This is a genomic window from Lactococcus sp. AK05, assembly GCF_041026685.1.
Lineage (GTDB): Bacteria > Bacillota > Bacilli > Lactobacillales > Streptococcaceae > Lactococcus > Lactococcus lactis.
In genome coordinates, this window is sequence record NZ_JBFTEI010000001.1 from 162,589 (window position 1) to 189,116 (window position 26,528).

General features: G+C 34.8%; 29 protein-coding genes. 23 read left to right on the top strand and 6 right to left on the bottom strand.

The window, feature by feature from the left end:
* Window positions 1-2: 2 nt before the first annotated feature.
* The 7 genes from AB6B24_RS00805 (at window position 3) to sufB (ending at window position 7,594) form a co-directional block, all read left to right on the top strand.
* Window positions 3-1,346 (top strand): MraY family glycosyltransferase, encoded by a 1,344-nt coding sequence (locus AB6B24_RS00805; protein ID WP_311802963.1) that lies wholly within the window; start codon window positions 3-5, stop codon window positions 1,344-1,346.
* A gap of 162 nt (window positions 1,347-1,508) precedes the next feature.
* A complete protein-coding gene (gene sufC, locus AB6B24_RS00810; protein WP_311802962.1) occupies window positions 1,509-2,279 on the top strand; it encodes a Fe-S cluster assembly ATPase SufC in 771 nt (256 codons plus the stop codon).
* Window positions 2,280-2,416: 137 nt separating this feature from the next.
* Complete coding sequence (sufD, locus tag AB6B24_RS00815; RefSeq protein WP_311802961.1) at window positions 2,417-3,673, top strand: Fe-S cluster assembly protein SufD; 1,257 nt, start codon at window positions 2,417-2,419, stop codon at window positions 3,671-3,673.
* The gene (locus AB6B24_RS00820) at window positions 3,673-4,890 is read left to right on the top strand and encodes a cysteine desulfurase (protein ID WP_311802960.1); all 1,218 of its coding nucleotides are present in this window, start codon (window positions 3,673-3,675) and stop codon (window positions 4,888-4,890) included. Before sufD ends, AB6B24_RS00820 begins: the two co-directional genes overlap by 1 nt.
* Window position 4,891: 1 nt before the next feature.
* A complete protein-coding gene (locus AB6B24_RS00825) occupies window positions 4,892-5,374 on the top strand; it encodes a hypothetical protein (RefSeq protein WP_010906139.1) in 483 nt (160 codons plus the stop codon).
* A gap of 115 nt (window positions 5,375-5,489) precedes the next feature.
* Window positions 5,490-5,948, top strand: a complete 459-nt coding sequence (gene sufU, locus AB6B24_RS00830) for a Fe-S cluster assembly sulfur transfer protein SufU (RefSeq protein WP_004255197.1) — start codon at window positions 5,490-5,492, stop codon at window positions 5,946-5,948.
* A 233-nt stretch (window positions 5,949-6,181) separates the two neighbouring features.
* A complete protein-coding gene (gene sufB / locus AB6B24_RS00835; protein ID WP_004255207.1) occupies window positions 6,182-7,594 on the top strand; it encodes a Fe-S cluster assembly protein SufB in 1,413 nt (470 codons plus the stop codon).
* A 140-nt stretch (window positions 7,595-7,734) separates the two neighbouring features.
* Here sufB and AB6B24_RS00840 read toward each other — a convergent pair whose 3' ends face one another.
* From AB6B24_RS00840 to AB6B24_RS00865, 6 genes are read right to left on the bottom strand one after another with little or no spacing between them, the layout of a single operon-like run.
* Window positions 7,735-8,580: a nitronate monooxygenase family protein gene (locus tag AB6B24_RS00840; protein WP_195936207.1), complete on the bottom strand. Its 846-nt coding sequence runs from the start codon at window positions 8,578-8,580 to the stop codon at window positions 7,735-7,737.
* A gap of 22 nt (window positions 8,581-8,602) precedes the next feature.
* Window positions 8,603-9,349: an SDR family NAD(P)-dependent oxidoreductase gene (locus AB6B24_RS00845; protein WP_311803166.1), complete on the bottom strand. Its 747-nt coding sequence runs from the start codon at window positions 9,347-9,349 to the stop codon at window positions 8,603-8,605.
* Window positions 9,346-9,639 (bottom strand): hypothetical protein, encoded by a 294-nt coding sequence (locus tag AB6B24_RS00850; RefSeq protein ID WP_015426950.1) that lies wholly within the window; start codon window positions 9,637-9,639, stop codon window positions 9,346-9,348. The genes AB6B24_RS00845 and AB6B24_RS00850 overlap by 4 nt, the downstream gene beginning before the upstream one ends.
* Window positions 9,614-9,964: a hypothetical protein gene (locus AB6B24_RS00855; RefSeq protein WP_311803165.1), complete on the bottom strand. Its 351-nt coding sequence runs from the start codon at window positions 9,962-9,964 to the stop codon at window positions 9,614-9,616. Before AB6B24_RS00855 ends, AB6B24_RS00850 begins: the two co-directional genes overlap by 26 nt.
* Entirely contained in the window at window positions 9,961-11,109 is a 1,149-nt protein-coding gene (locus AB6B24_RS00860) for an acetyl-CoA C-acyltransferase (protein WP_311803164.1), read from the bottom strand. The genes AB6B24_RS00855 and AB6B24_RS00860 overlap by 4 nt, the downstream gene beginning before the upstream one ends.
* On the bottom strand, window positions 11,099-12,340 hold the full coding sequence (locus AB6B24_RS00865; RefSeq protein ID WP_311804342.1) for an AMP-binding protein: 1,242 nt from the start codon (window positions 12,338-12,340) through the stop codon (window positions 11,099-11,101). Before AB6B24_RS00865 ends, AB6B24_RS00860 begins: the two co-directional genes overlap by 11 nt.
* A gap of 144 nt (window positions 12,341-12,484) precedes the next feature.
* Between AB6B24_RS00865 and AB6B24_RS00870 the strand changes: the two genes are divergently transcribed.
* The 16 genes from AB6B24_RS00870 (at window position 12,485) to AB6B24_RS00945 (ending at window position 26,404) form a co-directional block, all read left to right on the top strand.
* Window positions 12,485-13,054 (top strand): biotin transporter BioY, encoded by a 570-nt coding sequence (locus tag AB6B24_RS00870; protein WP_369164022.1) that lies wholly within the window; start codon window positions 12,485-12,487, stop codon window positions 13,052-13,054.
* 5 nt (window positions 13,055-13,059) lie between these two features.
* Complete coding sequence (locus AB6B24_RS00875) at window positions 13,060-14,031, top strand: biotin--[acetyl-CoA-carboxylase] ligase (protein ID WP_311804341.1); 972 nt, start codon at window positions 13,060-13,062, stop codon at window positions 14,029-14,031.
* 16 nt (window positions 14,032-14,047) lie between these two features.
* On the top strand, window positions 14,048-14,353 hold the full coding sequence (locus AB6B24_RS00880) for a CHY zinc finger protein (protein ID WP_047206684.1): 306 nt from the start codon (window positions 14,048-14,050) through the stop codon (window positions 14,351-14,353).
* A gap of 35 nt (window positions 14,354-14,388) precedes the next feature.
* A complete protein-coding gene (tenA, locus tag AB6B24_RS00885; RefSeq protein WP_195936201.1) occupies window positions 14,389-15,045 on the top strand; it encodes a thiaminase II in 657 nt (218 codons plus the stop codon).
* Between the two features lie 380 nt (window positions 15,046-15,425).
* Window positions 15,426-16,604, top strand: coding sequence for an SLC13 family permease (locus AB6B24_RS00890; protein ID WP_195936200.1), 1,179 nt, complete (start codon window positions 15,426-15,428; stop codon window positions 16,602-16,604).
* 172 nt (window positions 16,605-16,776) lie between these two features.
* Window positions 16,777-17,340 (top strand): N-acetyltransferase family protein, encoded by a 564-nt coding sequence (locus AB6B24_RS00895; RefSeq protein ID WP_311803161.1) that lies wholly within the window; start codon window positions 16,777-16,779, stop codon window positions 17,338-17,340.
* Between the two features lie 103 nt (window positions 17,341-17,443).
* Complete coding sequence (locus AB6B24_RS00900; protein ID WP_195936199.1) at window positions 17,444-17,842, top strand: hypothetical protein; 399 nt, start codon at window positions 17,444-17,446, stop codon at window positions 17,840-17,842.
* Between the two features lie 104 nt (window positions 17,843-17,946).
* The gene (locus AB6B24_RS00905) at window positions 17,947-18,879 is read left to right on the top strand and encodes an ABC transporter ATP-binding protein (RefSeq protein WP_311803160.1); all 933 of its coding nucleotides are present in this window, start codon (window positions 17,947-17,949) and stop codon (window positions 18,877-18,879) included.
* Window positions 18,876-20,237 carry an ABC transporter permease gene (locus AB6B24_RS00910; RefSeq protein ID WP_311803159.1) on the top strand — a complete coding sequence of 454 codons (1,362 nt, stop codon included), beginning with the start codon at window positions 18,876-18,878 and terminating at the stop codon, window positions 20,235-20,237. Before AB6B24_RS00905 ends, AB6B24_RS00910 begins: the two co-directional genes overlap by 4 nt.
* Window positions 20,238-20,296: 59 nt before the next feature.
* Window positions 20,297-20,944 carry a ComEA family DNA-binding protein gene (locus AB6B24_RS00915; RefSeq protein WP_195936196.1) on the top strand — a complete coding sequence of 216 codons (648 nt, stop codon included), beginning with the start codon at window positions 20,297-20,299 and terminating at the stop codon, window positions 20,942-20,944.
* A complete protein-coding gene (locus AB6B24_RS00920; RefSeq protein ID WP_311803158.1) occupies window positions 20,925-23,135 on the top strand; it encodes a DNA internalization-related competence protein ComEC/Rec2 in 2,211 nt (736 codons plus the stop codon). Before AB6B24_RS00915 ends, AB6B24_RS00920 begins: the two co-directional genes overlap by 20 nt.
* A gap of 284 nt (window positions 23,136-23,419) precedes the next feature.
* On the top strand, window positions 23,420-24,196 hold the full coding sequence (locus AB6B24_RS00925; protein WP_311803157.1) for an alpha/beta hydrolase family protein: 777 nt from the start codon (window positions 23,420-23,422) through the stop codon (window positions 24,194-24,196).
* Between the two features lie 184 nt (window positions 24,197-24,380).
* Window positions 24,381-24,596, top strand: a complete 216-nt coding sequence (locus AB6B24_RS00930; protein ID WP_004255250.1) for a F0F1 ATP synthase subunit C — start codon at window positions 24,381-24,383, stop codon at window positions 24,594-24,596.
* Between the two features lie 44 nt (window positions 24,597-24,640).
* Window positions 24,641-25,354 carry a F0F1 ATP synthase subunit A gene (gene atpB, locus AB6B24_RS00935; RefSeq protein WP_004255255.1) on the top strand — a complete coding sequence of 238 codons (714 nt, stop codon included), beginning with the start codon at window positions 24,641-24,643 and terminating at the stop codon, window positions 25,352-25,354.
* 14 nt (window positions 25,355-25,368) lie between these two features.
* Window positions 25,369-25,875, top strand: coding sequence for a F0F1 ATP synthase subunit B (gene atpF, locus AB6B24_RS00940; RefSeq protein WP_010906128.1), 507 nt, complete (start codon window positions 25,369-25,371; stop codon window positions 25,873-25,875).
* A gap of 1 nt (window position 25,876) precedes the next feature.
* Complete coding sequence (locus AB6B24_RS00945; RefSeq protein ID WP_029344288.1) at window positions 25,877-26,404, top strand: F0F1 ATP synthase subunit delta; 528 nt, start codon at window positions 25,877-25,879, stop codon at window positions 26,402-26,404.
* Window positions 26,405-26,528 lie beyond the last annotated feature (124 nt).

A 26,528-nucleotide genomic window follows, 5' to 3' on the forward strand; every position in this document is an offset into this window, starting at 1 on the left:
ATATGGTTGATACATTAAAAGAAATCCCCTTTGCACTTAAGTTCCTAATTGTTATTATTATCACTTTTGGTATCTCTGTGATTTTAACGCCAATTATGACTTTTGTATCCAAAGCAATTGGTGCGGTGGACAAGCCTAACGAGCGTCGTGTGAATAAAAAACCAATGCCCTCTGCTGGAGGTCTGGTCATTTTCATTGCTTTTGCGATTGCAACCTTGTTTATTCTGCCACATATTGTTCATAATCAGCCTCCCATTCATTCGCAACCTCCAGTACATGGCGCAAGTCATCAGCCGATTCAGCTAGTCAGCTATTTTAGCTACATTTGGCCCTTTATTGTTGGTGCTGGAATTGTTGTTTTGACTGGTTTGATTGATGATATAAAAGAAATTTCACCTAAAATGAAACTTTTAGGATTGACAGTTGCGGCGAGTTTTATCTGGTTCTTTACCAACGCCCGCTTTGATAATTTAAAAATTCCTTTCGGGGGACCTTTACTAATCTTCCCTGCTTGGTTATCCTTTATTTTTACCGTTTTTTGGATACTTGCGATTACTAATGCAATAAATTTAATTGACGGGTTAGATGGACTAGCAAGTGGAGTATCAATTATTTCACTGACAACAATGGGAATTGTTTCTTACTTTTTCTTACCTAGTCCAAATGTATTTTTACCGATTACCATTTTTATAATGGTGGCTGCAATTATGGGATTCTTTCCTTATAATTATCATCCGGCGATTATTTATCTGGGGGATACGGGAGCACTGTTCCTTGGTTTTATCATCTCGGTTGCTTCTTTGCAAGGATTAAAGAATGCAACGGCTGTAGCCGTTTTGACTCCTTTATTAATTTTAGGAGTACCAATTACGGATACAATTATGGCAATGGTTCGTCGTAAACTTAATCGTCAATCAATTGCAACGGCTGATAAACGACATCTTCACCATCGCCTAATGGCACTTGGTTTTACTCATCGTGGAGCTGTTCTAGTCATTTATGGAATTGCATCGATATTTGCATTTATCTCCATTCTTTTGCAATTTTCAAGTCGTATCGGTGGGATTCTCTTAGTGATTGCTTGTCTCTTTGGATTGGAAATATTTATTGAACTTGTTGGAATTCTAGGCGAAAATCGGCAGCCAGTCTTAAAAGCACTGAAATTTGTTGGAAATTCTAGTTATCGTGATAAAGTTCTCCATTCTGATGAAGATGCAGATACAGATGAAAATGAAGAAAATATTGAAAATCATTCAATGATAGATGAGGAAATTGATGAACCTACACAAGAATTCCCAATTCAAAATTATCGTAGAAGTCGAAATAAAAATAAGAAAAACCTCTAATTTTAGAGGTTTTTTTGATATCTAAAAATGCCGGTAGTCATTTATTATTTATATTGCGATTAATAAAAATAATGTATGCGAAAATAACAAATTTTGTCAATTTTTTGTTAGAATAGAGACTATAAATGTCAAATACAATTGACAATTCAAAGGAGCGAAAAAATGGCTACACTTGAAATTAAAAATCTTCATGTGGCGATTGAAGATAAAGAGATTCTCAAAGGAGTCAATCTAGTCATCAACACCAATGAAATCCATGCGATTATGGGACCTAATGGGACTGGTAAATCAACATTATCTGCTGCAATTATGGGAAATCCTAATTATAGCGTGACACAAGGAGAAGTTCTTTTTGACGGTCAAAACGTTTTAGAAATGAGCGTTGATGAAAGAGCTCGTCTTGGGCTTTTCCTTGCCATGCAATATCCATCTGAAATTCCAGGAATTACGAATGCAGAATTTTTGCGAGCAGCAATGAATGCTAAACGTGCTGAGGATGACAAAGTTTCTGTTATGGAATTTATCAAAAAATTGGATAAAAATATGGAAGTTTTGAGCATGAAAGAAGAAATGGCTGAGCGCTATCTCAATGAAGGCTTTTCTGGTGGTGAAAAGAAACGTAATGAAATCCTTCAACTTTTGATGTTAGAACCAACTTTTGCCATTCTTGATGAAATTGACTCAGGACTTGATATTGATGCTTTAAAAGTTGTTGCTAAAGGTGTTAATTCAATGCGTGGTGAAAATTTTGGGGCATTGATTATTACTCACTATCAACGTTTGCTTGATTATATAACACCAGATGTTGTCCACATTATGATGGATGGTCGTGTGGTGAAAACAGGCGGCGCAGAACTAGCTAAACGTCTGGAAACTGAAGGATATGTCAATATCGCTGAGGAACTTGGATTAGAATATAAAGAAGAAGTTTAAGGAAAGGAGATAGTAAGTTATTTTTGCTTACTGACAGAGCTGTCAGTAAGTTTAAAGTTCATTAATTTACTGACAGAATGTTTTGTCAGCAAATTAGTGAATTCAGTTAAGAAAATGCAAACTTGCTAATATTAATTATGAATCAAGAAATCTTAAACTTTTCACAAATGCATGCTGAACCAGCTTGGTTATCAGATTTACGTCAAAAAGCTGCACTTGAATTTGAAAATCTAGAATTACCTAATATTGAACGAGTAAAAATTAATCGTTGGGGCTTAGACCATTTAAGCATTTCTGAAAACGAAGAAATCGGATCTGTTCCTACTTTTACGGAAATTCCAAATCATCCTTTGCTTGTTCAAGTCGGAAGTCAAACGGTTATGGAACAAATGACCCCAAATTTGGCTGAACAAGGCGTAATTTTCACAGATTTCAATTCAGCTTTAACCGAAATTCCTGAACTACTTGAGGAAAATTTTGGTTCTGTGGTTCCATTTATTGAAAGTCGTTTAACAGCAGCAAATACTGCGACATTTAATTCTGGATTAGTTCTTTATGTTCCAGATGGTGTGGAAGTTCTTGACCCCATTGAATCAATTTTGATGCAAGAGGGTTCATCAGAAGTTCCTTTTAATAAACGAATTTTAATTATCGTTGGAAAAAATGCCAAAGTTGACTACCTTGAACGTTTGGAAACAAGTGGTGAGCAAAGCTCAAAAGCAAAAGCAAATATTGTCGTTGAAGTAATTGCAAAAGCAGGGGCTCAAGTCAAATTTGCAGCCATTGACCGTTTAGGAGAAAATGTTACAGCTTCAGTTGTTCGTCGCGGATTGATTGGTGATAATGCAACAGTTGACTGGTCCGTTGGTGTCATGAATGACGGAAATGTTGTTGCTGACTTTGATAGTGACCTCAAAGGGAATGGTTCTCATTCACAAATTAAAGTGGTTGGGATTTCAACAGGTCATCAAACGCAAGGAATTGATACAAGAGTGACTAATTTTGGTCTAAATTCGGTTGGTCATATCTTGCAAAATGGTGTAATTCTTGATAAAGGAACTTTGACATTTAATGCCATTGGTCATATTATCAAAGGGGCGAAAAATGCGGATGCTCAACAATCTTCTCATGTTTTAATGCTTTCTGATAAAGGACGAGGAGATGCAAATCCAATTCTCTTGATTGATGAAAATGAAGTAACTGCGGGTCACGCAGCTTCTGTTGGTCAGGTAGATGAGGAAGATTTATTCTATCTTCAATCTCGTGGACTTGATGAAGAAACTGCTAAACGACTTGTTATTCGAGGATTTCTCGGTTCAGTTGTCAGTGAAATTCCTGTCAAATCAGTCCAAGCAGAATTTATTGAAACTATTGAAAGAAAGCTGGGCATGTAATGCTTGAAGGCATCAGAAAAGATTTTCCAGTATTGAATCAAATTGTTAATGATGAACCTTTGGTCTATTTGGACAATGCGGCAACGACTCAAAAACCTTTGAAAGTTTTGGCTGCGATAAAAGATTATTATGAAAATGATAATGCTAATGTCCACCGTGGTGTTCATACTTTGGCAGAGCGAGCAACTGAAAAATATGAAGCGGCGCGTGAAAAAGTCCGTCATTTTATCAATGCTAAATCAACAAAAGAGGTTTTGTTTACTAGAGGAACAACGACTTCAATCAACTGGGTTGCTCAGTTTGCCGGGCAAATCTTAAAAGCAGGTGATGAAATTGTCATTTCGATTATGGAACACCATTCTAATATTGTTCCCTGGCAAGAAGTTGTTAAGAAAACCGGAGCAATCTTAAAGTTTGTCTATCTTAAAGATGGTCAGCTAGATATGGATGATTTACGTAAAAAAATCACTAATCAAACTAAATTTGTATCGATTGCTCATGTTTCTAATGTATTAGGGACAATTAATCCAGTAGAAGAAATTACTAAAATTGCTCATGAACACGGTGCTTACATGGTGGTTGATGGTGCACAATCTACACCACATATGGCGATTGACCTTCAAAAAATGGATGTCGATTTCTTTGCTTTCTCAGGTCATAAAATGATGGGACCAACCGGAATTGGCGTGCTTTATGGCAAAGAAGAACTTCTAAATCAATTTGAACCTGTCGAATTTGGGGGAGAAATGATTGATTTTGTTTATGAAAGTCATTCAACATGGACAGAACTTCCTTGGAAATTTGAAGCTGGCACACCTAATATTGCGGGTGCTATTGCTTTAGGAGCTGCGATTGATTATATTCAAGAGCTTGGAATTGACCAAATTCATCAGCACGAAATTGAATTGATTGATTACCTAATGCCAAAACTTCAAGAAATTGAAGGCTTAAAGATTTATGGACCGAAAGATAATGTAAAAAGAGGCGGTCTAATTGCTTTTAATATTGAAGGACTTCATCCACATGATGTCGCAACTGCCCTTGATATGGAGGGGGTAGCTGTAAGAGCTGGTCACCATTGTGCTCAACCTTTATTGAATTATCTCGAAACTCCGGCAACTGCTAGAGCAAGCTTTTATCTTTATAATACAAAAGCAGATTGTGATAAATTAGTTGAAGCACTTAAAAAAACAAAGGAGTTTTTCAACCTTGATTAATATGCTTAATTGGGTCGCCTCCCTCCCACTTTGGTTGGCAACCACATTTCTATTTGTTGTTGTTTTCTTTAGAGCTCAATGTACTTTCTGGTTAGGAAAATTGAGTTATCATGGAATTTTGAAAACGAAGTGGGGCAAAAAACTTGAGAAAAATTCAGAGACTTCCGCTGGAATTTTAGCCATTCAAAAAATGGGTTGGCCAATTATTCCTCTGTCTTTTTTAACGGTCGGTTTTCAAACTGCTGTTCAATTTGGCGCTGGCCTAACAAATTGGTCTTGGTATAAATACACATTGGCTGCGATTCCAGGTTACTTAGCTTGGGGATTTATATATGCCTCAGGAGGACTAAGCCTATTTCGTTCACTCGTTCAGGGTTCGATTGGCTTACTCATTCTATTTATCATCATCATTTTAGCTGTGGTAATTGCAGCAAATCTCGTCCTTCGTTATATTCGTAAAAATGGAATAAAAACGGATGATTAGAGAACAAGAATAATCAAAAAGTTACTGACAGAAATTTTATAAGTCATTAAAGAAGGCTGTCAGTAACTTTTAGAATTTATTTTTATCAATATTAAAATAAAGAAAGTGTGAAAATGTGGCTTTATCTAAATTAGATAATCTATATCGTGCAGTAATTCTTGACCACTCATCAAATCCTCGTCATGCTGGAGAATTACAGACAGGATGTATGGTTGACCTCAACAATCCAACCTGTGGTGATGTGATTCGCTTGACTGTTGAATTTGAAAATGATGTCATTTCAAACATTGCTTTTAGCGGTCATGGCTGCACAATCTCAACAGCTTCAGCTTCAATGATGACCGTTGCTGTTCTTGGAAAAACAAAAGAAGAAGCAAAAGAGCTGGCAACTATTTTTTCAGCAATGGTGACCGGTGAAACTGACGAACGACAAGAAAAACTTGGGGATGCTCAGTTTCTTGCAGGGGTTAGTAAATTTCCAGCTCGAGTAAAATGTTCCACTCTGGCTTGGAATGCCCTAAAAAAAGCCATTGATGTTGGTGAAGCACAAGAAACAGTAATTCATGGCGAATAGCTAAAAATTACTGACAGATTTTTTATCAGCAAATAAAAACTCGTCAGTAAAACTGATGAGCTTGTCAGTGGCGGCTGAAAAAAGCTTTTTATCAATGGATAAAGGACTTGTTAGTAAGGCTGACAAGTCTGTCAGTAAAAAGCGATTGAATTGAGCTTTTTATCAATGGATGAAGGATTTGTCAGCAAAGCTGACAAGTCTGTCAGTAATAAATATGCCAAAGAGGAAGAAAAATGACAGAAAATAGTACACAAGAAGTCGTCAAAGACCTCGAAGAATATAAATTTGGATTTCACGATAATGCAGAACTTGAATTCACAACAGGTTTAGGTTTGACCGAAGAAGTTATTCGCGAAATTTCTGAAACAAAAAATGAACCTGAGTGGATGTTAGAGTTTCGTCTGAAATCTTTTGAAGCTTTTAAAAAATTGGACATGCCAAAATGGGGCCCAGATCTTTCTGGTATTGATTTTAATGATATTGTTTATTATCAAAAACCATCAGCAAAAGCTGCGCGTTCTTGGGAAGACGTTCCTCAAGAAATCAAAGACACTTTTGAAAAAATTGGTATTCCAGAAGCTGAACGTTCATATTTGGCAGGAGCTTCTGCTCAATATGAATCAGAAGTTGTTTATCATAATATGAAAGATGAATTTGAAAAATTAGGAATTATTTTCACTGACACTGATTCAGGACTACGTGACTATCCAGAAATTTTCAAAAAATATTTCAGCAAACTCGTTCCACCAACTGATAACAAATTGGCAGCCTTAAATTCTGCCGTTTGGTCTGGTGGGTCATTTGTCTATGTTCCTAAAGGAGTCAAATGTGAGATTCCGATTCAAGCCTATTTCCGTATTAACAACGAAAAATCAGGACAGTTTGAGCGGACATTGATTATTGTTGAAGAAGGGGCATCTATTCAGTACGTTGAAGGATGTACTGCACCAACTTACTCCGCAAGTTCACTTCATGCAGCAGTGGTTGAAATCTTTGTTGAAGAGGGGGGTTATATGCGCTACTCTACTATTCAAAACTGGTCAGATAACGTCTATAATCTGGTTACCAAACGTGCTGCTGCAGAAAAAAATGCGACGGTTGAATGGATTGACGGAAACTTAGGGTCAAAAGTATCCATGAAATACCCAGCCGTTCATTTGAATGGACCAGGAGCGCGTGGAACAATGCTTTCAATCGCTTTTGCTGGAGCAAACCAAAATCAAGATACAGGTGCTAAAATGATTCATAACGCACCAAATACTTCAAGTTCAATCATTTCTAAGTCTATTGCCAAAAATGGTGGAGCAGTCAATTACCGTGGACAAGTTACTTTTGGAAAAAATTCTAAAAAATCTGCTTCTCATATTGAATGTGACACAATTTTAATGGATGATTTATCAAAATCAGATACCGTACCATTCAATGAAATTCATAATTCACAAGTTGCCTTGGAACACGAGGCGAAAGTGTCAAAAATTTCAGAAGAACAACTCTATTATTTGATGAGTCGTGGACTTACAGAAAAAGAAGCAACTGACATGATTGTCATGGGCTTCATTGAACCCTTTACCAAAGAATTGCCAATGGAATACGCTGTTGAATTAAATCGCTTGATTTCTTATTCAATGGAGGGTTCTATCGGGTAAAATAAAAAATCTGCTCCCTTAATTTTGGGGAGTATTTTTTTATGATTTATATCTTACTTAGTTTGTGATATTAGAGAAAATAGGTACAATGAAAACTCTGATAGAATCACTTTAAATAATAAAGAGGATTAATCTAAATTTTATTTTTTCATAATTCGTTGAATAATAGTTTCAACAGGCTCAATTTTTTCAAGATAAGCAGAAGCGCTACCAGCCATAAATGCACCATTGATTAAATCGCCTGTTTCTACTGCGGCTTTCAATGATTTATTTGAAGAATGTTCTGATGAGATATTTAATAGTCTGGTCAGATGACCATTCTCATCTGAGATTAAACTTGTTCCATTTTCTTCACTTTTGCAGATTATTTCTTGGTAAATTGGTGAAATCTGACATTCTTTTGCCAATAAAAAGGCGGTGCCAACTTGTACTCCATTTGCACCTAAAATATTAGCCAAAGAAGCAGTATGGTGATCATAAATTCCACCAGCAGCGATGAGTGGCAAGGGACAGATTGGAGCGATATCTTTGAGAAGTGAGTCTAAGTTTTGGCTCCCCACGTGACCTCCTGCTTCATTTCCTTCTACAATGATTCCGAAGATAGGAAGTTTTAACATTTTTAGGGCAATTTCTTTATTGGGAACCACAGGGAAAAGTTTGATATTATTAGCAATTATAGTATCAATAATTTCTTTAGGACTTCCTGCACCAGTTGTCACTACTGATATTTTTTCTTCACAAATCACTTCTAAAAGTTGCTTGATATTTTTATCGAGTAACATTAAATTAACGCCAAAAGGCTGTGAAGTGAGAGTTTTTGTTTTTCTTATCATTCTTCTCAGTTCATTTGCTGTCCGTCCGCCGCTACCAATAATTCCCAAAGCTCCGTTGTTTGAAACAGCAGCTACTAATTCAGCATTAGAAGCCCAAGCCATTCCACCTTGAAAAAGAGGATATTTTATTCCTAATTCGTGATACCAAGTCATTTAATTCTCTTTCTATACCTTATTAAAGTTTATGAAATGTAGGTTCTTGCCAATAGCCAATCTCAGAGCCGTTAACGGAAAAAATTTTGCCTGTCATTTCGCTTTCAATTAAATCATTAATAATAAAATTAGCGACATCGGAGCTTGAACCCATTTTCCATTCATCAGGGATATTCTGACCATAAGTTTCTTTTAAACTTTTTAATACTGGTAGAGTCATATCAGTTACGGCAGCAGGAGAAACAGAATTTACTCGTATCATACTTTTTTGCAATTCTTTAGCTAGTGTTTTCGTAAAAGCAATGATGCCGGCTTTGGACGCCGCGTAGTTTGCTTGCCCAAAGTTACCAAATAAAGCTGATTTTGAAGTTAGTGTAATGATTTGTCCACCTTGATTGATTTTATCAAGCAAAGCGTGAGTACTATTAAATACACCAGTCAAATTGACAGAAATCACTTCATCCCAAATTTCCGGACTCATTTTCTTAAAAGTACTATCAGCAGCAATCCCAGCATTATTAATTAGAATATCAATATCCTTTATTAATTTGGCTGCATTAGCAACGCTAGAGCGATTAGAAACATCTAGTGGAATAGCTTGGATTTCTGTTTTGGGAAATTTTTTTTTCAATTCTTCAACTCTACTTTTTAAACTAAGTGGGTCACGGCCAGTTAAAATGACTTTGTGATTGGCTTGAGCAGCTTTCTGAGCAATTGCCCAGCCGATTCCCCTTGTTGCACCGGTAATCAAAATTGTTCGTTTGTTCATTGCTTCCATTCTCCTTTTAGGATTAATGTTTGATTTCTGTCAGTAATTTGAAAAGCGTTTTGATTAAATATAAAACAAAAGCGTTCATTCAAATAGGCTGGTGAGCAGAAATTTGCTTTTAAGTATGATAAAGGCACAGAATAGAACTCTTGATACATCTCTTCTAAAATAAATAATAAAAAATTTCCAGGTATAATGGGATTTTTACCGTAGTGTAAAGAATTGGTATCTTTAACTGATTGAAGATAATCAATTAAATCAGCCTTATTGATTTTTTTGTATAATTTCATTCCAGGAATCCTCAGATAATAGACTTAGGTTAATTTTTGCCAATAACTTTGTATTGCTAGTTATTTCAAGACTTAGATTGATTATATATTTTTTTGAATGACGAGTGATGTGTTCACTTAGTAAATAAAGTTTCAGTTTATCAAATGAATAATTAGAAGATGGATAGCGAATAATTTCTTCGGATAGTAACCAATTTTCTCCATTTTTAAGACTGTGGGGAATTCCTTCTAATTCTTGCCACAATTGCGGAAGTAAGGAGAGAAAAATTTTTTGCCCTTCTAATTTAAAATGTCTTGGAAGAGTTTTTTGAGCGATTAAAATCATTTTTGATACCAGTGATTACCTATCAGTACACTGATTCCCATACCTCCAGCTACGCACAAAGTTGCGATGCCAAGACATGGTTTTTGCACTTGGTTTAGGCGATTTAAGAGTCGAGAAATTAGAATGCCACCAGTTGCACCGTAAGGATGACCAAATGCAAGAGCACCACCATAAGCATTTAATTTTGTATCATCAAGCTTAAAATAATTTTGGAATAAAATGGCCTGACTGGCAAAGGCTTCATTTAATTCGATAGCCTCAATATCATTAAGTTTAAGGCTAAATTTCTGTAAAAGTTTTTCAGTTGCTTTTATTGGGCCTAATAAGAAATCTGATGGAGATAAAGCAACAGTTGTTTGTCCTAAATAATAGCCCTGAAAATCAAAAGGATTATTAGTGGATGACAATATGATTGAAGAAGCACCATCGTTTATTGGGCAAGAGTTTCCAGCAGTGGCTGTTCCGTTAGTGGTAAAAGCAGGGGTTAATTTGCTCAAGGCTTCCATTGAGGATTTAGGGCGAACAGTTTGATCACTACTTATTGTAAATCCTTCATCTTGATAGGGGAAAACTTCATTTTCTAAAAGTTTTCCTTCAATAGCTTGAGTCGCTTTTTTATGACTATTTAGAGCGTAAAGGTCTTGAACACTACGAGAAATATTATATTTTAGGGCTGTCATATCGGCAAGTGTTCCCATGTCAAAATCTTCATAGGGTTCAGGAGCCATTTTAAATCGGTTAATCAGCTGATGACTCTCTGAATCAAGAACAATATTGGCTTGAGATGTGCTTTCTACCCCTCCTGTACAAATAATGGAAGCTTCACCAGAAATAATGTAGTTTGCAGAACTAATCATAGCTGTTAGTCCAGAACCGCACTGCTGGTCAATTGTAAAAGCTGGGACCTGGATAGAAAATCCCGCTTTTAAGGCACAACGTCGAGCTAAATTTCCTCCTTGATTAGTCACATTTCCCAAAATAATATAGTCAATATCAGATTTTTTGAGAAGTGGATTTTTATTAAACTGTTGTTTAATTAGATTTTGATATAAAGTTTCAGGAGAAATTTTTTTATAAAAACCATTGATTTTTCCTATAGGTAAACGGTTTGCTGCTATGATACCGACGGGATTTTTAAAGCTCATGATAGACACCTCTAAAATATTCTTTTTCTAATTCTTTTCTGGATATTTTTTGATTTTTAGTAAAATTAAGAGTAGGAGTTTCTAAATATATTTGAGGAAGTTTGTATTTAGGAAGTCTTTGAGCTAGTATTTTGATTAATTTCTCTTTCTCGATAGGATTTAAGAGTAGTAGAGCAATTTTTTGACTATATCTTTCATCAAAAACTCCAAAAGCGATGCAGTCTTCACATAAATCTTTTGCCATACGCTCAATTTCTTCTGGAAAAATTTTATTTGCACCATGTTCGATAATGTCAGACCGACGTCCAAATAAATAAAGATGATTATTTTTTAAGGTTCCTAAATCATCAGTTGTCCATGATTGTGGATAAGGTTGATTAAGATAGCCAGAAAATAAATAAGGACTTTGAACTGTAAGACGATATTTTGGTCCTAAGGTAAGCTCTACGTATGGAAAAAGTTTTCCTACAGATGCCGTTTTTTTACCATCATTAACTGCTTGCCATGAAATAAAACTTGTTTCAGAGCTTCCATAAAATTCAATCATTTGAGTTTGCGGAAGTTTTTTTCTTACTTTATTAATCGCCTCTGGGCTCAGTGTTCCTCCACCTAAAAAAATAATCTCTGGAGAAGTTAAAGCAAATAATTCATTGAGGTTATTTAAGAGGTAGGTTGGGACGGTAAAGAGAACATAGCTTTCCTTAATATTTATAAATTGTGAAGGATTTGTAATTGCTAGGAAGGTTTTTCCTAAATATAAAGCACACATGAGTGTATGAAGTCCCAATGAAGTAGTGAGTGGGCTAGTAGTTGCAAGAGCTTGTGAGTTGCTCAAATGAAATAAATCATCACAAACTTCAAACCCAATTTTCCAAGATTCCCAATTACGATAATAGATTTTGGGCTGTCCAGTTGTCCCAGATGTACTTGCTAAAAACAAAGTATCCTCAGGGATAAATCCGAATTCAAAAGACTTTTTCTTAAAAGATTTATCCACGACAAGTGGGTAATTTCCACTTTCGATAATTGCGAGAAAATCTATAATAAAATTCAAGGGACTATCATTTATTAGAGTAATAACAGTTTTGGAGGAGTGGCTATAATCTGTTAATTTTTTTTGTATTAAATCATTGATTTGTTGGTAGCTATAGGAAGTTTCGTCTATTTTAAGAGCTGGATAATCAGTAAAAAGTGCGGTCAGTTTTGAAAAATTAAATTTATTTTTTTCCATCTAAAATTTTCCTTTGTGTGAATAAAAAAGCGAACAATAAAATTAATAGTTAACCTAAATTTGATTTTAGGGTTACTGTTTGATATGATATCAGTATAATAAAAAATTCTTTTATTGTAAAATATAAAATCAGGAGTAGCAAATATGACTAAGAATCAAAAAGTCAAAACATTAACGTATTCAGCCTTTATGACTGCATTTTTTATTATTCTAGGATTTTTACCAGGAATACCAATTGGTTTTATTCCTGTCCCAATTATCTTGCAAAATATGGGTATAATGATGGCTGGGGGACTTCTTGGCCCCAAATATGGTACAATTTCGGTAGGAGCATTTCTTACTTTAGCTTTAATTGGCTTACCTGTTTTAACGGGTGGAAATGGCGGAGCAGCGAGCTTTTTAGGGCCTTCGGGAGGCTACCGAATGGCTTGGCTTTTTACACCATTTTTAATAGGTTTTTTCCTTAAGAAATTGCAAATTACAGATTCAAAGAATTGGATTGGAGAATTAATCATTGTTTTAGTGTTTGGAGTTATTTTTGTTGATCTTGTCGGAGCAATCTGGCTATCTATTCAATCTAATATTCCATTAATTACTTCGTTGATTTCTAATTTAGTTTTTATTCCTGGTGATTGTATCAAAGCCATTTTGACTGTTCTTATCGTGCGACGTCTTAGAAAAGAAGGAGGCTTTGAAATGTATTTTAGAAAGTGATAATTATGCGAACAACAAAACAATTTGTCTTGTTAAAACTTCTTCAACAAAAAGGAAACTGGATTTCGGGTGATGAATTAGCTGAAGAGCTAAAACTTAGTCGAGAAAGTATCTGGAAAGCAATTAATACTTTAAAGCGCAAGGGCAATCAAATTGAAAGTCGTAAAAATTTGGGCTATAAGTATGTTGGAAATGATTCATTAGATGAAGATACGATAAATTTTTATAGTGGAATGAAATTTGAAGATAAAATTTTTGTTTTTGATGAGGTGACTTCTACGCAAGAGTTAGCGAAGCAATATTTGTCTTCACATGAGGTCAAACAACCTCTTATTTTTGTTGCAAATAATCAAACGGAGGGACACGGTCGGCGTGGCCGAAATTTCTATTCTCCAAGTGATACTGGATTATATTTTAGTCTCATTTTACCCAACCCCAGTCATGATATTTTGAAAATAGGATTATTGACGACAAGTACGGCTGTGGCCGTTGTCAAGGTCCTTGAACAATTTTATAAAGATAAAAACTTTCAACTCAAATGGGTTAATGATATTTATTTGGGGACCTATAAAGTTGGCGGAATTATCACTGAAGCTGCTTTAGATTTAGAATCAAGCTCTGCTGGAAATTTCATTATGGGAATTGGCTTAAATCTGTCAACAAAAGATTTTCCAGCGGATTTATCCGAAAAGGCTCAGGGAATAAATCCTGAGTTTAAGATAGACAGAAATCAGCTTTTAGCAGAAATGGCTAAAGAAGTGATAAATAATTTCGCAAATTATAGAAAACCAGATTTAATTGATGAGTATCGCAAGAGGTCATTGTTGTTTGGTAAAAATGTGACTTTGAAATTGGGAACAAAAGCTGTTAATGGACAAGTAGAAGGAATTTCTGATGACGGAAGCTTGATTTTAAAAGCAAAATCAGGAGAACTACAAACTTTTAAAAGTGGCGAAGTTGTGAAAGTTGATTGGTAATGAAAGGTGAATTTTATTGCGAGAAAAAATCTGGGGGAAAGTGATAGATGAGGAAGGCAGGTGTACTCATTATCATCAAGAAAATGATATTGTCGCCCTAAAATGTTCAGACTGTGAAAAGTATTTTTCTTGTTATCATTGTCACGATGAATTAGAGAATCATTTATTTAGGGCTACTGATAAAGAAGACTTTCCAGTACTTTGTGGCCATTGTGGAACAAAATTAAATTTTAATGATTATTCGCAAGGAGAGTGTATCAAGTGCTGCTCCGCTTTTAATCCAAATTGTCATCGACATTGGCAAGTTTATTTTAATGAATAGGTATATGCTTTTAATATTATGAAGGAAGAAGTGAAATGTTATTTACCGAATTAGCAAGAGAAAAATCATCAATATTTTGGGAAAGAAGTTTTGAACATCCTTTTATTCAAGAATTAGTGAGTGGAGAATTAGCTCCTGAGGTTTTTCGCTATTATTTGTTGCAAGACCGTTATTATCTCGAACATTTTAGTAAGTTATATTTTCTTATTGCCGAGAAATCTGCTAGTGAAGAGATTCAAGCACATTTAAGATTAAATGCCGAAGAACTAAAAAATGGAGAGATTTTTGTTCGCGAGGGTTTTTTTAAAGAATTAGAGATTGGTGAACAAGAAATTTTAGAAACGCCGGTTGCTCCCACTGCTTATCATTACGTTTCTCATATGTATCGTCAGCTTATTGATGGCACTGTTAATAGCGCAATTGCGGGAATGTTGCCTTGTGCTTGGCTTTATCATGAAATTGGTTTACGATTAATTGAAGTGGGGTCGCCCAATCCTTTGTATCAAAAATGGATTGAAACCTATGCGAGTGAAGAAGCTACCGTCCAAATCGCAAAAGAGTGTGATATTATTAATCGGCTTTATCAAGAAAGTGATGAACAAGAGCAAGAACAGATGCTTGAGGCTTTTCTGATTAGTAGTAAAATGGAGGCTGATTTTTGGGAAATGGCTTTGGTCTTAGAAAAATGGTAGTTGAAATTTTTCTGTAAAAGTAAAAAAGTCTTATATGACTTCTAATATAAAAAAAGATTAAATCTATTTCAGTTAATTCTTGCAAACGGATACACAAAATGATAAAATGTATTTATCCTTATAGGAAAGCGTTTACCTAAAAGTCATGGTTACGTAAATAAGCTATAGCGAGTAGCTTAATTTCTTTCAAATCCCTCCTAGTCAGGGGGATTTTTTTGATGAAATTTTATATGGAATCTATAGATAGTAAATGCATATTCTACTTGAAAAGGCCACTTTGAAATTAATTTACTTTTATATGAGAAAAAGCTTGTCACTGCTATCTTTAGATGTTATAATTTATTGTGGTGCAAAATTTTATATGCTAGTTAGGAGAAGTAGTGGAACATTCAGCTACTCAGCGCGAATCCCAAAAAATATGGACGGCCATTAAAAATTGGTTTCTAGTGGACAAAGTTTTTCTGATTTCGTTTATTATTGCAATTATTGCCATTAGTTTGGGTGGAGTGACAACGCGTTTCTTTAATTATCACGTCATCGTTACGGTTTCAGGTTTGATGCTTGTAATTGGTGGTTTTAAAGAAACAGGTTTGTTACAGTATTTGGGACAATCCTTAGTCAAAAGAAGTACAACAACGCGTCAGCTCGTTCGATTTACGACGCTACTTACCTTCTTTTTAGCCGTTTTTTTTACAAATGATTTAACAATTTTGACGGTTTTACCGCTCTATTTAGCGATTACTAAAGAAATTAAAAATCGAAAGTCAGTTTATATTGGAGCAGCATTGATTGTTCCAGCCTGTCACATTGGTTCTGCCTTACTTCCGCAAGGTAATCCGCATAATCTTTATTTGTATTCTTTTTATAAAGTAGCAGCACATCATGGTGGTGTCGCTTTAACTAATTTGGACTTTTTTAAAGGAACAGGCGCTTTATGGATTTTGGGTTTATTGATTTTGATGATTGCTTGTCAATTCATTGATAATGAGCCTTTGGTGATTGAAACTAAAGTGACGCAATTTAATAAAGTTGAAACTTCTATTTTTGTTGTTTTGATGTTATTGATGGCAGCTTCTGTTTTTGGCTATGTGAATTTTTATCTTGCTGGAGCAATTGTTGCTTTAGTTGTGTTAATTTATCGTCCGAGACTTTTTAAAGGAATTGATTATCATCTTTTATTTACATTTATCTTTTTCTTTTTGATTGTAGGAAATATTGCTAATATCAGTGTGTTGACTGATTTTATCAGTAATACTTTAGTTGGACCGCAGGCTTCTTTTTTAGGAACTGTGATTATGAGTCAATTTATCTCTAATATCGCGGCCCCAATTTTGATTTCTCCGTTCACTCCTCATGCTGTTTCTTTGGTGCTTGGAGCTGATATTGGGGGAATTGGAACAATTGTTTCGTCAATGGCAACGCTGATTGCTTACAAAGTAATTAGAATGAATGCGCGTGGTGAAACGCGAGGATTTGTAAAATATTTTACAATTGTAAATGCAGGATTTGTTGTGATTCTAACTTTGATTGGTTTAGTCATTGTGACAATTGTTGGTTAAGATGTAAAAGTTGGAGCATCCAGCTTTTTTATTATGGAAAATTTTTACTGACAGGGCTGTCAGTAATTTTTTATTTATCTCTGATAAAAAAATATTAAATAAAAATGTGTAGAAATTTCTGTCAGTAATTAATAAATGGTGTATAATAGTTAAAAATGTAAAGGAGAAGGAAATGGAGTTTAGATTAGCGAAAAAGTCTGATGCTAAAAGACTTTTAGAAATTTATAAACCTTATGTTGAAAAGACTGCCATTACTTTTGAGTATGAAGTCCCAACGATTGCAGAATTTGAAAAGCGAATTGAAAAAATAGGAAGTCGCTATCCTTATATTGTGGCGATTGAAAATGACAAAATCATTGGTTATGCTTATGCTGGCGTTTATCGAGAACGGGCAGCTTATGATTGGGTGGTTGAATTATCAATTTATTTAGATGAAAATGAACGGCAACATGGCGCTGGTAGTGCCCTTTATCAAAAGTTACTGACAGCTTTATCGGCACTTAATTATCAGCGTGCTTATGCTTGTATTACCTATCCAAATCCGGCAAGTGTTGCATTTCATAAAAAATTTGGTTTTGAACAAATTGGACTTTTTCCAAAAGCGGGTTATAAGTTTGAACAATGGTATGGTATTGTTTGGTTAGAACGCTCTCTCCAAACTACTGATAAAGTTACTGCGATAAAATTACTGACAGATTTGTCAGAGAATGAACTAGAAAAAATCTTGGCTAATTAGTCAAGATTTTTTATTATTTTATTGAAAAAGTAAAACATTTTGTGTTTGGTAAGAAAAATATTAAAATAAAATTAAATAAATTAAAAGTAGAAAGGAAGAAAAAATGAACAAATTTATCTGGTCCATTTTTATCCCCGTCCTGATTTTTGCAGGACTATTGACAGTTATTGGTTTTACCCTTGAGAGTCAGCATTTTTACTGGCTTCAATCCGTCGAGCTCATTTATCTTTTTGGAAGTTTAATCTTTACTTTTGCTGCTTTTTGGATTTGGCATCTGGGGATAAAATCTCGAAAAATGAAAACTCTAAAAGTTTTATGGCTCATCCTGAGTTTAGTTTTTCTAATTGACTTAATCAACACAGGAGTTTATTTAGCTCAGGGGCAAGGATGGCTGTGGGGGATGAGTAGTTTTAGTTCTGCTGGACCTGCTTTTTTTGCAAGCATGCTCCTTTTGATTCTAAGTTTTTTAGGATTTAGAGGTCAAATGAAGAAAGAAAATTAAAATGACAAAATTAAGACTTTTTTTGTCTTACCTAAGAGGGAAAAGAAGGTTAAAAGTGAAAATAAAATGATATAATTAGAAAAAAAGGAAGAGTAAGGAAAATTATGACATTAAAGATTGACAAAGTTCGAAAAAGCTTTGGTGATAAAATCGCTGTTGATAATCTCAATATGGTTGTTAAACCAGGTGAAGTTATGGGCTTAATTGGTCAAAATGGTGCTGGGAAAACAACGACTTTTCGGATGATTCTTAATTTTATATCAGCTGACCAAGGAAAAATTACTTGGCAAGATGGACCGATTACGCAAGAAATCAAGCAAAAAATTGGGTTCTTACCTGAAGAACGTGGTCTTTATCAAAAGATGACAGTTGAAGACCAAATTCTTTATTTTGCGGAACTTCATGGAATGAAACGAGCAGATGCCCGGCTAAAGCTACAAGACTGGATGAAACGCTTAGAGGTCGTTGGTAAACCAACTGACAAAGTTCAAACCCTCTCTAAAGGGAATGCCCAAAAAATTCAATTCATTGCCACTTTGATTCATGAGCCTGAATTTTTGATTTTGGATGAGCCATTTACAGGGCTTGACCCAGTGAATACAGAACTCTTGCGAAATGAGATTAAACGGAGTCGTGATAAGGGAGCGGCGGTTATTTTCTCCAACCATAATATGAGTGATGTTGAGCTTTTATCTGACCATTTGTTAATGCTAAAAGGCGGTCAAACAATTTTAAATGGAACGGTTGAAGCCATTCGAGCTTCTTATGGCCGTACCCGTATTTATTTGGAGTCTGATCTGCCCAATGAAGAGCTCTCTGTAATTACAGGAGTTGAATCAATTGAAAAAAGAGGAAGTGGTCGTTCAATAAAAATATCTGAGGCAGAAGTTGGACGTGAAATTTTCCAAAAAGTGGCTAAAGATGGCTATGTTCAAGCATTTGTTCAGTCTCCACCGTCACTAGATGAAATTTTCCGAATGGAAGCAGCTGAGAACAATCAAGAAAATTTAAGTGCAAGAAGTGAGGAAATAAAATGAAAAATCAAACTTGGCTTGTTGCAAAAAATATTTACCGAAGTCGTGTCAAAGGAGTGGGCTTTTGGGCACTTGTCCTTTCACCATTTTTGCTAGGAGCGATTTATTTAATTATCGGTTTAGTCATCAGTAGCGGGGCTAATCAAAGTCCAAAAATGGTTGTAGTCGATAATCCTGCTCTAACTCAGATTCTTTCTAAAAATGACACTTTAAAAGCAGACATTCGTAACGAGTCTTCTTTAGATGACGCTAAAAAAGACCTTTCTTCCGGAAAAATTGATGGATTTTTAACCGAAGATAATGGAGCTTATACCATTGTCACTGATAATAAATCAAGTGTCAAATTTGACCAATCAAGTTTTCAAACTGCGCTGACTCAAGTTAATATTTCAAAAACAGCACAACGTCTCAAGCTGTCAGCCGCCGATGTTCAAGAACTTCTTAGTCCAGCTAAGTTTACAATGAAAACACAAACAAGTTCTGGACAAAAGTCAACAGGTGATGGACAGACTGGCGCGAATATTGCAATTGGCTCCATTGCCTCGATTTTAATTTTCACATTGATGATGATGTATGTGGGAATCATCGGACAGGAAATTGGTAATGAAAAATCTAGTCGAATTATGGAGACGTTACTCGCGGCCACTAGCTCAAACGTACAGTATTATGGGAAAATTATTGGTGTAATTCTACTATTAGCGACTCAGCTTGGAATTTATGTGCTTGGTTTTGGGATTGCTTATCCTTTTATCAAAAATTTAGATCAGATTAAAGCAATTGGTGCCATGCTTTCAGGGATTACTTTCGGTTTCGGAATTTATTTGGTAGCCATGTCTTTAATTGGGATTTTAGGTTATTTAATTCTCGCATCAATTGTGGCATCTCTGGTTAATGAACAAGCTCAGGTGCAACAAGCTACTCAGCCAATTGCCTTTTTAGCGATGATTGGTTATATTGGGGGAATTGCTGGCTCGACTGTTCCGGGGAATATTGTTTTGAAAGTTCTTAGTTTTATTCCATTTATCAGTCCGACATTGATGACTAGCCGACTGGCTATTCAATATTCAACAACGACAGAAGCCTGGATTGCTCTTGGATTACAACTTTTAGCAACGCTTGCCATAGCAAAAGCGGGTGAGAAAATTTATGCGCGAAATGTTCTTTCTTACAGTGATGAAAAAATTATGAGTCAACTTTTTAAAGGACTGACAGGTCGAAATTCAAAGAAAAAAACAACTGACAGACTAGTCAGTGAAAATGGTGAAAAGAAAAATCCATGGCGGAGAAATTCTCCCTTGCGTCTGGCTCTTGTCATCATTATCATTCTAATAATTTTGGCTTATCGATTCATCTTTAAATAAAAAATATTTTATAATTCAACTCTTGGAAACTTTCCAAGAGTTTTTTCGTATATAAAAGTATGGATAAGATTTTAGAAAAAGTAAAAGAATACTGGAAAATGATTGTTTTAGTTGTTTGTGGGCTCATTGCTGGCGGGATTTTTTACGTTTTAACCAACGGTCAAAAGCCAACTACAAATCTGTCAGTAGAAAATTTAAGTTCTGTCAGTAGGCAAAGCTCTGTCAGTAAATTTAGTGAACCTAATGAAAAATCTGTCAGTAAAATTATGGTTGATTTAAAAGGTGCGGTAACAAAACCTAATGTCTATCAAATTTCGTCAGATGAACGTCTAGTTGATTTAATTAAGGAAGCTGGTGGTTTTACTGACCAAGCTGACCAGAAATCAATTAATCTGTCAGCAAAATTAAAAGATGAAGAAGTAATTTATGTCCCAAAAATTGGTGAAAATTCAAGCACAGAAAATACTGACAGCTCTGCTAATTCGGTCATTAATCAAGTCTCAACAACCACTGCAAAAATAAATATCAATCAAGCAGATGTGACTGAACTACAAAAATTAACAGGTGTTGGTCAGAAAAAAGCTCAAGACATCATCGATTTTCGGACGAAAAATGGTGATTTCAAATCACTTGAAGACTTGGGAAAAGTTTCTGGTTTTGGAGATAAAACACTAGAAAAATTGAAAGATGAGTTGTGTTTTGAATAAAATTCCTTTGATATTTTTAGCTTATCTTTCTGTTATCTTGTATTTTTTAATCTTCAATTTTAATTTAATTTGTCTCATTTTGTTCATTTTTTCAAGTTTACTTGCCTTATATAGAAAATATTATTTAGTCATCCCATTTTTATTAGTTATGGGAAGTTTTTTCTTAGTAGTAAAAATGGATACGATTAAGAATAGTGAAAATCAGCCAACCACTCTTTCCAAAATTACAATGATCCCCGACACTATCCAAGTTAATGGTGATTTACTAAGTTTTCAAGGAAAAGAAAGAGGCCAAAATTATCAAGTTTACGAGACTCTAAAAAGTAAAAAAGAACAAAAATTTTATCAAAATCTAAGTCAAAATTGTCAGCTGAGTTTCACAGGAAACCTTCAAATTCCAGAAAAACAAAGAAATTTTAATGGATTCGATAATCAAAAGTATTTAGCGAGCCAGAATATTTATCGGCAAATTACGATTGATAAAATTAATAAAATAGTTTTAAATGACACTTTTGACCTCCATGTTTTAAGACGAAAAGCAATTGTCTGGTCACAAACTCATTTTCCAAAACCAATGAATGATTATATGACTGGCTTACTTTTTGGCTTTTTAAGTAAAGATTTTAATCAAATGGGAGACATTTACAGTTCATTAGGAATTATTCATCTTTTTGCCTTATCGGGAATGCAAGTTAATTTTTTCATTGATTGGTTTCGTAGAATTATTTTTCGACTAGGAATAACGAGAGAAAAATTAAATATTTGGCAAATTCCCTTTTCAATTTTTTATGCATTTATGACAGGATTTTCGGTTTCAGTATTACGAGCTTTATTTCAAAAAAATATTCGTCTAAATCCTTTAGATAATATAGCAGTGACAACCTTTCTTCTGATGATTGTCAGTCCTAAATTTTTACTGACAACAGGAGGACAACTAACTTTATTTTATGCTTTTGTCATTTCAATGATTAGTCATAAATTTTCAGAACTAAAAGGAATAAGAAAATTACTGACAGAATCATCAGTGATTTCTTTGAGTGTTTTACCTTTACTCATTTTGGATTTTCATATCTTTCAACCCTTTTCGATTTTACTGACGATTGGCTTTGGCTTTTTATTTGATGTAATCTTATTGCCTTTACTATTAGGAACTTTTCTCTTGTCTCTAATTGGCTATAATTTTAATATAAATCATATTTTTCAAATTCTAGAATGGCTAATTCATGAGGTTGATTTACCCTTACATTATCCTTTGGTTTTAGGAAATTCCAGGCCAATTGAATTATTAATCTTATTTTTCCTAATCGGTTTGTTAATTGATAATCTCTTTAAGAAAAGAAGACGAATAATTTTTTCTGGCCTAATTGTTTGTAGTTTTTTTATTTGTAAAAATCCAATTTACCCCAGTATCACAGCAGTTGATATTGGCCAAGGGGATAGTATTTTTTTGCAAGATAAATTTAATAAAGAAACAATTTTGATTGATACAGGCGGACGATTAGCCCTTCCGCAAGAAAGTTGGCAAAAACCTCAAAGTCAAACAAATGCAGAAAGAACACTCATTCCATATCTTGAATCTGTTGGAGTAAGTCAAATCGACCAGCTCATTTTGACGCATACGGACGCTGACCATGTTGGAGATTTTTTGAATTTAGCTGATAAAATAAAAATAAAAGAAATTTGGGTTAGCCCCGGTGAATTGACAAATAATCATTTTGTAGAAAAATTGAAGAAAGCAAATATTGCGATTCACATCAGTAAAGTTGGAGATAAAATTCCAATCTTTGATAGTGCTTTACAAGTTTTATCAAATGGTTATACAGGAAAAGGGGATAATAATGATTCTATCGTGACTTATGGAAATTTTTATCATACAAAATTTCTATTTACAGGGGATTTAGAACAAGAAGGAGAAAAAGAACTGCTTAAGAATTATCCTAAATTGAAAGTTGATGTCTTAAAAGTAGGTCATCATGGCAGTAAAACAAGTTCAAACCCTGACTTTATTAAAGAAATTAACCCCAAACTTGCACTCATTTCGGTTGGAGAGAAAAATCGTTATGGACATCCCAATCAAGAAACTCTAGAAACATTAAAAAAATACCAAATAAAAACACTTAGAACCGATCAAAAGGGAGCGCTTAAACTAATGCAAATCAATCAACAGTGGCGAATCCAAACAGTTAGATAAATGAAAGGAAAAAGTGAGCAAAAGACATCTATAAAATGTTACAATAAAGAAGACGTTGAAGGCCTGTAGAAACGTAAAAATACTACCATTATTTGATTTCTAATGTACCCCAAAAATAAAATGGAGTAATGACTTCACAGCGCACACTTTGAAAAAAGTGAAAGAAGGTCAGAATAAAAGAGAAAGGAAATTTCAAAAATTAAGGGATTGAAGAAAATCCACTTTTAATAGGTAGAAAGTTGTCAACAAATGATAACAACATAAATTTATTAAGGAGATATTTTATGGCAGTAATTAATATCGAATACTACTCAGAAGTTCTTGGGATGAATCGAAAAGTTAATGTTATTTATCCTGAATCAAGTAAAGTGGAAGATTTTACCCAAACAGATATTCCGGTGCTTTATCTTTTGCATGGAATGAGCGGAAACGAGAATTCTTGGATGATTCGTTCAGGAATTGAACGATTGATTCGGCATACTAATTTGGCAATTGTCATGCCCTCAACGGATCTTGGCTTTTATGTGAACACCACGTATGGTATGAATTATTTTGATGCGATTGCTCATGAACTTCCCAAAGTAATTAACAATTTTTTCCCAAATCTATCCACAAAAAGAGAAAAAAACTTTATCGCTGGTTTATCAATGGGAGGATATGGAGCTTATCGTCTCGCATTAGGAACTGAACATTTTAGTTATGCGGCTAGTTTGTCTGGCGTTTTGACTTTTGACGGAATGGAAGAAAATTTCAAAGAAAATCCAGCTTACTGGGGAGGAATTTTTGGAAATTGGGAAACTTTTAAAGGGTCAGATAATGAAATTTTATCTTTGGCAGAAAGAAAACAAGAAGACAAACCCAAACTTTACGCTTGGTGTGGGAAACAAGATTTTCTTTTTCAGGGAAATGAATACGCGACAGCCGAGTTGAAAAAATTAGGTTTTGATATCACTTATGAAAGCTCAGACGGCGTTCATGAATGGTATTATTGGACCAAAAAAATCGAATCTGTATTAAAATGGCTCCCAATAAATTATAAACAAGAAGAACGCTTGAGCTAATCTAAAAAATTTTCTCTGTTTATTCAGTACAAAATTTAAAAATTTTGTCTATCAAACGCTTACAAAGACAAAAATGAGAGAAATGATGAAATTCTCATGCTTGTCTTTGACAAAAACTACGAATAGTAGTAGAATTTCTTAGTAAAATAAATTTGCGAAATCGCAATATAGAAAGAGGTCTATAATGACAATTACACTTGCCGCTCTTGGAGCAATTGCTATCGGTCTTGCAGCACTCGGAGCCGCTATCGGTGATGGACTTATCGTTTCAAACTTCCTCCAAGCCGTTGCACGCCAACCAGAACTTGAAGGAAAACTTCGTGGTTCAATGTTCATGGGTATCGCCTTCGTCGAAGGTACATTCTTCATCGCCCTTGCTATGGCATTCCTTTTCCGTTAAAATTTTTCTCAACAAAATTTTAAAAACAGAAAGGAAGAACAGGTATGGAATCAACATGGACCTTTAATATTGGGCCAATTCCATTTGATGGAACAATCACAGTAATGACTTTTGTGACTGTCCTCATTGTGTTCGGTCTGGTATTCTGGGCGAGTCGCAATATGCAGCTCAAACCCAAAGGTAAACAAAATGTTCTTGAGTGGGTTGTTGATTTTGTCAATGGAGTTTCCAAAGATAACGTCGGCCCTCATGAAGCACCACGCTTTGCACTCATGAACTTTACCCTCTTTTCTTTCCTTCTTATTGCCAACTGCATTGGGCTAGTAACTAAAATTAGTACGCCAGGTGATGTTTCCCTTTGGAAATCACCAACTGCAAATCCAACAGTCGATTTGACTCTTGCACTACTTGTTGTTGTAATGTCAAATACACTGGGTGTACAAAAATTCGGTTTTAAAGGTTACCTCAAAGTTGCCTTCTGGAAAGATCCGAAAGGTCTTCTTCCAATGAATATTCTGGAAGAATTTACAAATGCACTTTCACTTGGTTTACGGCTTTATGGGAATATCTTCGCTGGTGAAATCATGCTTGGTCTTATCGCCGGTATGATTCAATCAACTATGTGGATGCTTCCAGTTGCGTGGATTCTTGAAGTTGCATGGATTGGCTTTTCACTTTTCATTTCAGCCCTCCAAGCTTATGTCTTTGTCCTTTTGACAAACTTGTACATTAGCCACAAAATTATAGCAGAACATTAAGAAAGGAGTAGAAATTGTCAACATTATTATTAGAAGCTGCTCCGAATACCGTTCTCGGTAACATCATCGTTGTATCTGGTGCATTTATTATCTTATTGGTATTGTTGCGCCTCTTTGCATGGAATGCAATTACTAGTGTTTTTGCAAGTCGTGCGAAAAAAATATCTGATGATATCGATGCAGCAGAAGCGAACAACAAACAAGCTGCTGACTTGGTTAAACAACGTCAAGCAGAACTTGCAGGTTCAAAAGAAGAAGCTGCTAACATCATTCAAGTTGCAAACGATACTGCCTCACAAAACCGTGCGAAAGTACTTGCAACAGCAAATGAAGAAGCAACTAGTTTGAAAAAACGTGCGCAAGAAGATATCGAGCAAGAACGCAAAGAAGCTCTTAACACAGTTAAAGGCGATGTTGCGGACATCTCAGTTCAAATTGCTGAAAAGCTTATTGGACAATCATTAGATGCTTCTGCACAACAGGAATTAATCGACTCTTATCTCGCTAAGTTAGGAGAATAAGATGACAAAAGTAAATTCACAAAAATACAGTAAAGCTTTACTAGAAGTTGCCCAAGAAAAAGGACAACTTGAAGCAATTCTTGCTGAAGTTAGCGAAATGATTCAACTTTTCAAAGAAGATAACTTGGCTGCTTTTTTAAGTAGCGAAGTTTATTCATTCTCTGCAAAATCTGAATTGATTGATACTTTACTTCAAACTTCTTCAGAAGTAATGTCAAATTTCCTTAATACCGTTCGTTCAAATGGTCGTTTAGGAGATTTGGGTGAAATACTTGATGAAACTAAAAATGCAGCAGATGATATGTTTAAGATTGCTGACGTTGAGGTGGTTTCAAGCATTGCTTTGACAAATGCTCAGATTGAAAAATTTACAGCTATGGCGAAAGCAAAATTTGACCTAAATGAAGTAACAGTAATTAACACAGTCAATGAAAAAATTCTCGGTGGATTCATTGTGAATTCTCGTGGAAAAATTATTGACGCCTCACTAAAAACACAATTGGCTAAAATCGCCGCTGAAATCCTCTAATCAGGATAGAAAAATTTTCTTTCTCTGCTCAAAACTCAGTGGAAAATTTTTCAAACTCATACTGTTAAACTTTTGTGAACATGTAAAGGTAATTTCAAATCTTACCTATCATGCTCAAACGGTA

Coding starts and splice junctions, on each gene's coding strand:
- AB6B24_RS00805 (WP_311802963.1), top strand. CDS start 3: ATGGTTGATACATTAAAAGAAATCCCCTTTGCACTTAAGTTCCTAATT.
- sufD (WP_311802961.1), top strand. CDS start 2,417: ATGAATCAAGAAATCTTAAACTTTTCACAAATGCATGCTGAACCAGCT.
- AB6B24_RS00915 (WP_195936196.1), top strand. CDS start 20,297: ATGGATAAGATTTTAGAAAAAGTAAAAGAATACTGGAAAATGATTGTT.
- AB6B24_RS00875 (WP_311804341.1), top strand. CDS start 13,060: ATGCGAACAACAAAACAATTTGTCTTGTTAAAACTTCTTCAACAAAAA.
- AB6B24_RS00945 (WP_029344288.1), top strand. CDS start 25,877: ATGACAAAAGTAAATTCACAAAAATACAGTAAAGCTTTACTAGAAGTT.
- atpB (WP_004255255.1), top strand. CDS start 24,641: ATGGAATCAACATGGACCTTTAATATTGGGCCAATTCCATTTGATGGA.
- AB6B24_RS00905 (WP_311803160.1), top strand. CDS start 17,947: ATGACATTAAAGATTGACAAAGTTCGAAAAAGCTTTGGTGATAAAATC.
- AB6B24_RS00850 (WP_015426950.1), bottom strand. CDS start 9,639: ATGAAATTATACAAAAAAATCAATAAGGCTGATTTAATTGATTATCTT.
- AB6B24_RS00820 (WP_311802960.1), top strand. CDS start 3,673: ATGCTTGAAGGCATCAGAAAAGATTTTCCAGTATTGAATCAAATTGTT.
- AB6B24_RS00845 (WP_311803166.1), bottom strand. CDS start 9,349: ATGAACAAACGAACAATTTTGATTACCGGTGCAACAAGGGGAATCGGC.
- AB6B24_RS00900 (WP_195936199.1), top strand. CDS start 17,444: ATGAACAAATTTATCTGGTCCATTTTTATCCCCGTCCTGATTTTTGCA.
- AB6B24_RS00870 (WP_369164022.1), top strand. CDS start 12,485: ATGACTAAGAATCAAAAAGTCAAAACATTAACGTATTCAGCCTTTATG.
- AB6B24_RS00925 (WP_311803157.1), top strand. CDS start 23,420: ATGGCAGTAATTAATATCGAATACTACTCAGAAGTTCTTGGGATGAAT.
- AB6B24_RS00855 (WP_311803165.1), bottom strand. CDS start 9,964: ATGATTTTAATCGCTCAAAAAACTCTTCCAAGACATTTTAAATTAGAA.
- sufC (WP_311802962.1), top strand. CDS start 1,509: ATGGCTACACTTGAAATTAAAAATCTTCATGTGGCGATTGAAGATAAA.
- AB6B24_RS00825 (WP_010906139.1), top strand. CDS start 4,892: ATGCTTAATTGGGTCGCCTCCCTCCCACTTTGGTTGGCAACCACATTT.
- AB6B24_RS00920 (WP_311803158.1), top strand. CDS start 20,925: ATGAGTTGTGTTTTGAATAAAATTCCTTTGATATTTTTAGCTTATCTT.
- AB6B24_RS00865 (WP_311804342.1), bottom strand. CDS start 12,340: ATGGAAAAAAATAAATTTAATTTTTCAAAACTGACCGCACTTTTTACT.
- AB6B24_RS00930 (WP_004255250.1), top strand. CDS start 24,381: ATGACAATTACACTTGCCGCTCTTGGAGCAATTGCTATCGGTCTTGCA.
- AB6B24_RS00895 (WP_311803161.1), top strand. CDS start 16,777: ATGGAGTTTAGATTAGCGAAAAAGTCTGATGCTAAAAGACTTTTAGAA.
- AB6B24_RS00840 (WP_195936207.1), bottom strand. CDS start 8,580: ATGACTTGGTATCACGAATTAGGAATAAAATATCCTCTTTTTCAAGGT.
- sufB (WP_004255207.1), top strand. CDS start 6,182: ATGACAGAAAATAGTACACAAGAAGTCGTCAAAGACCTCGAAGAATAT.
- AB6B24_RS00910 (WP_311803159.1), top strand. CDS start 18,876: ATGAAAAATCAAACTTGGCTTGTTGCAAAAAATATTTACCGAAGTCGT.
- tenA (WP_195936201.1), top strand. CDS start 14,389: ATGTTATTTACCGAATTAGCAAGAGAAAAATCATCAATATTTTGGGAA.
- AB6B24_RS00860 (WP_311803164.1), bottom strand. CDS start 11,109: ATGAGCTTTAAAAATCCCGTCGGTATCATAGCAGCAAACCGTTTACCT.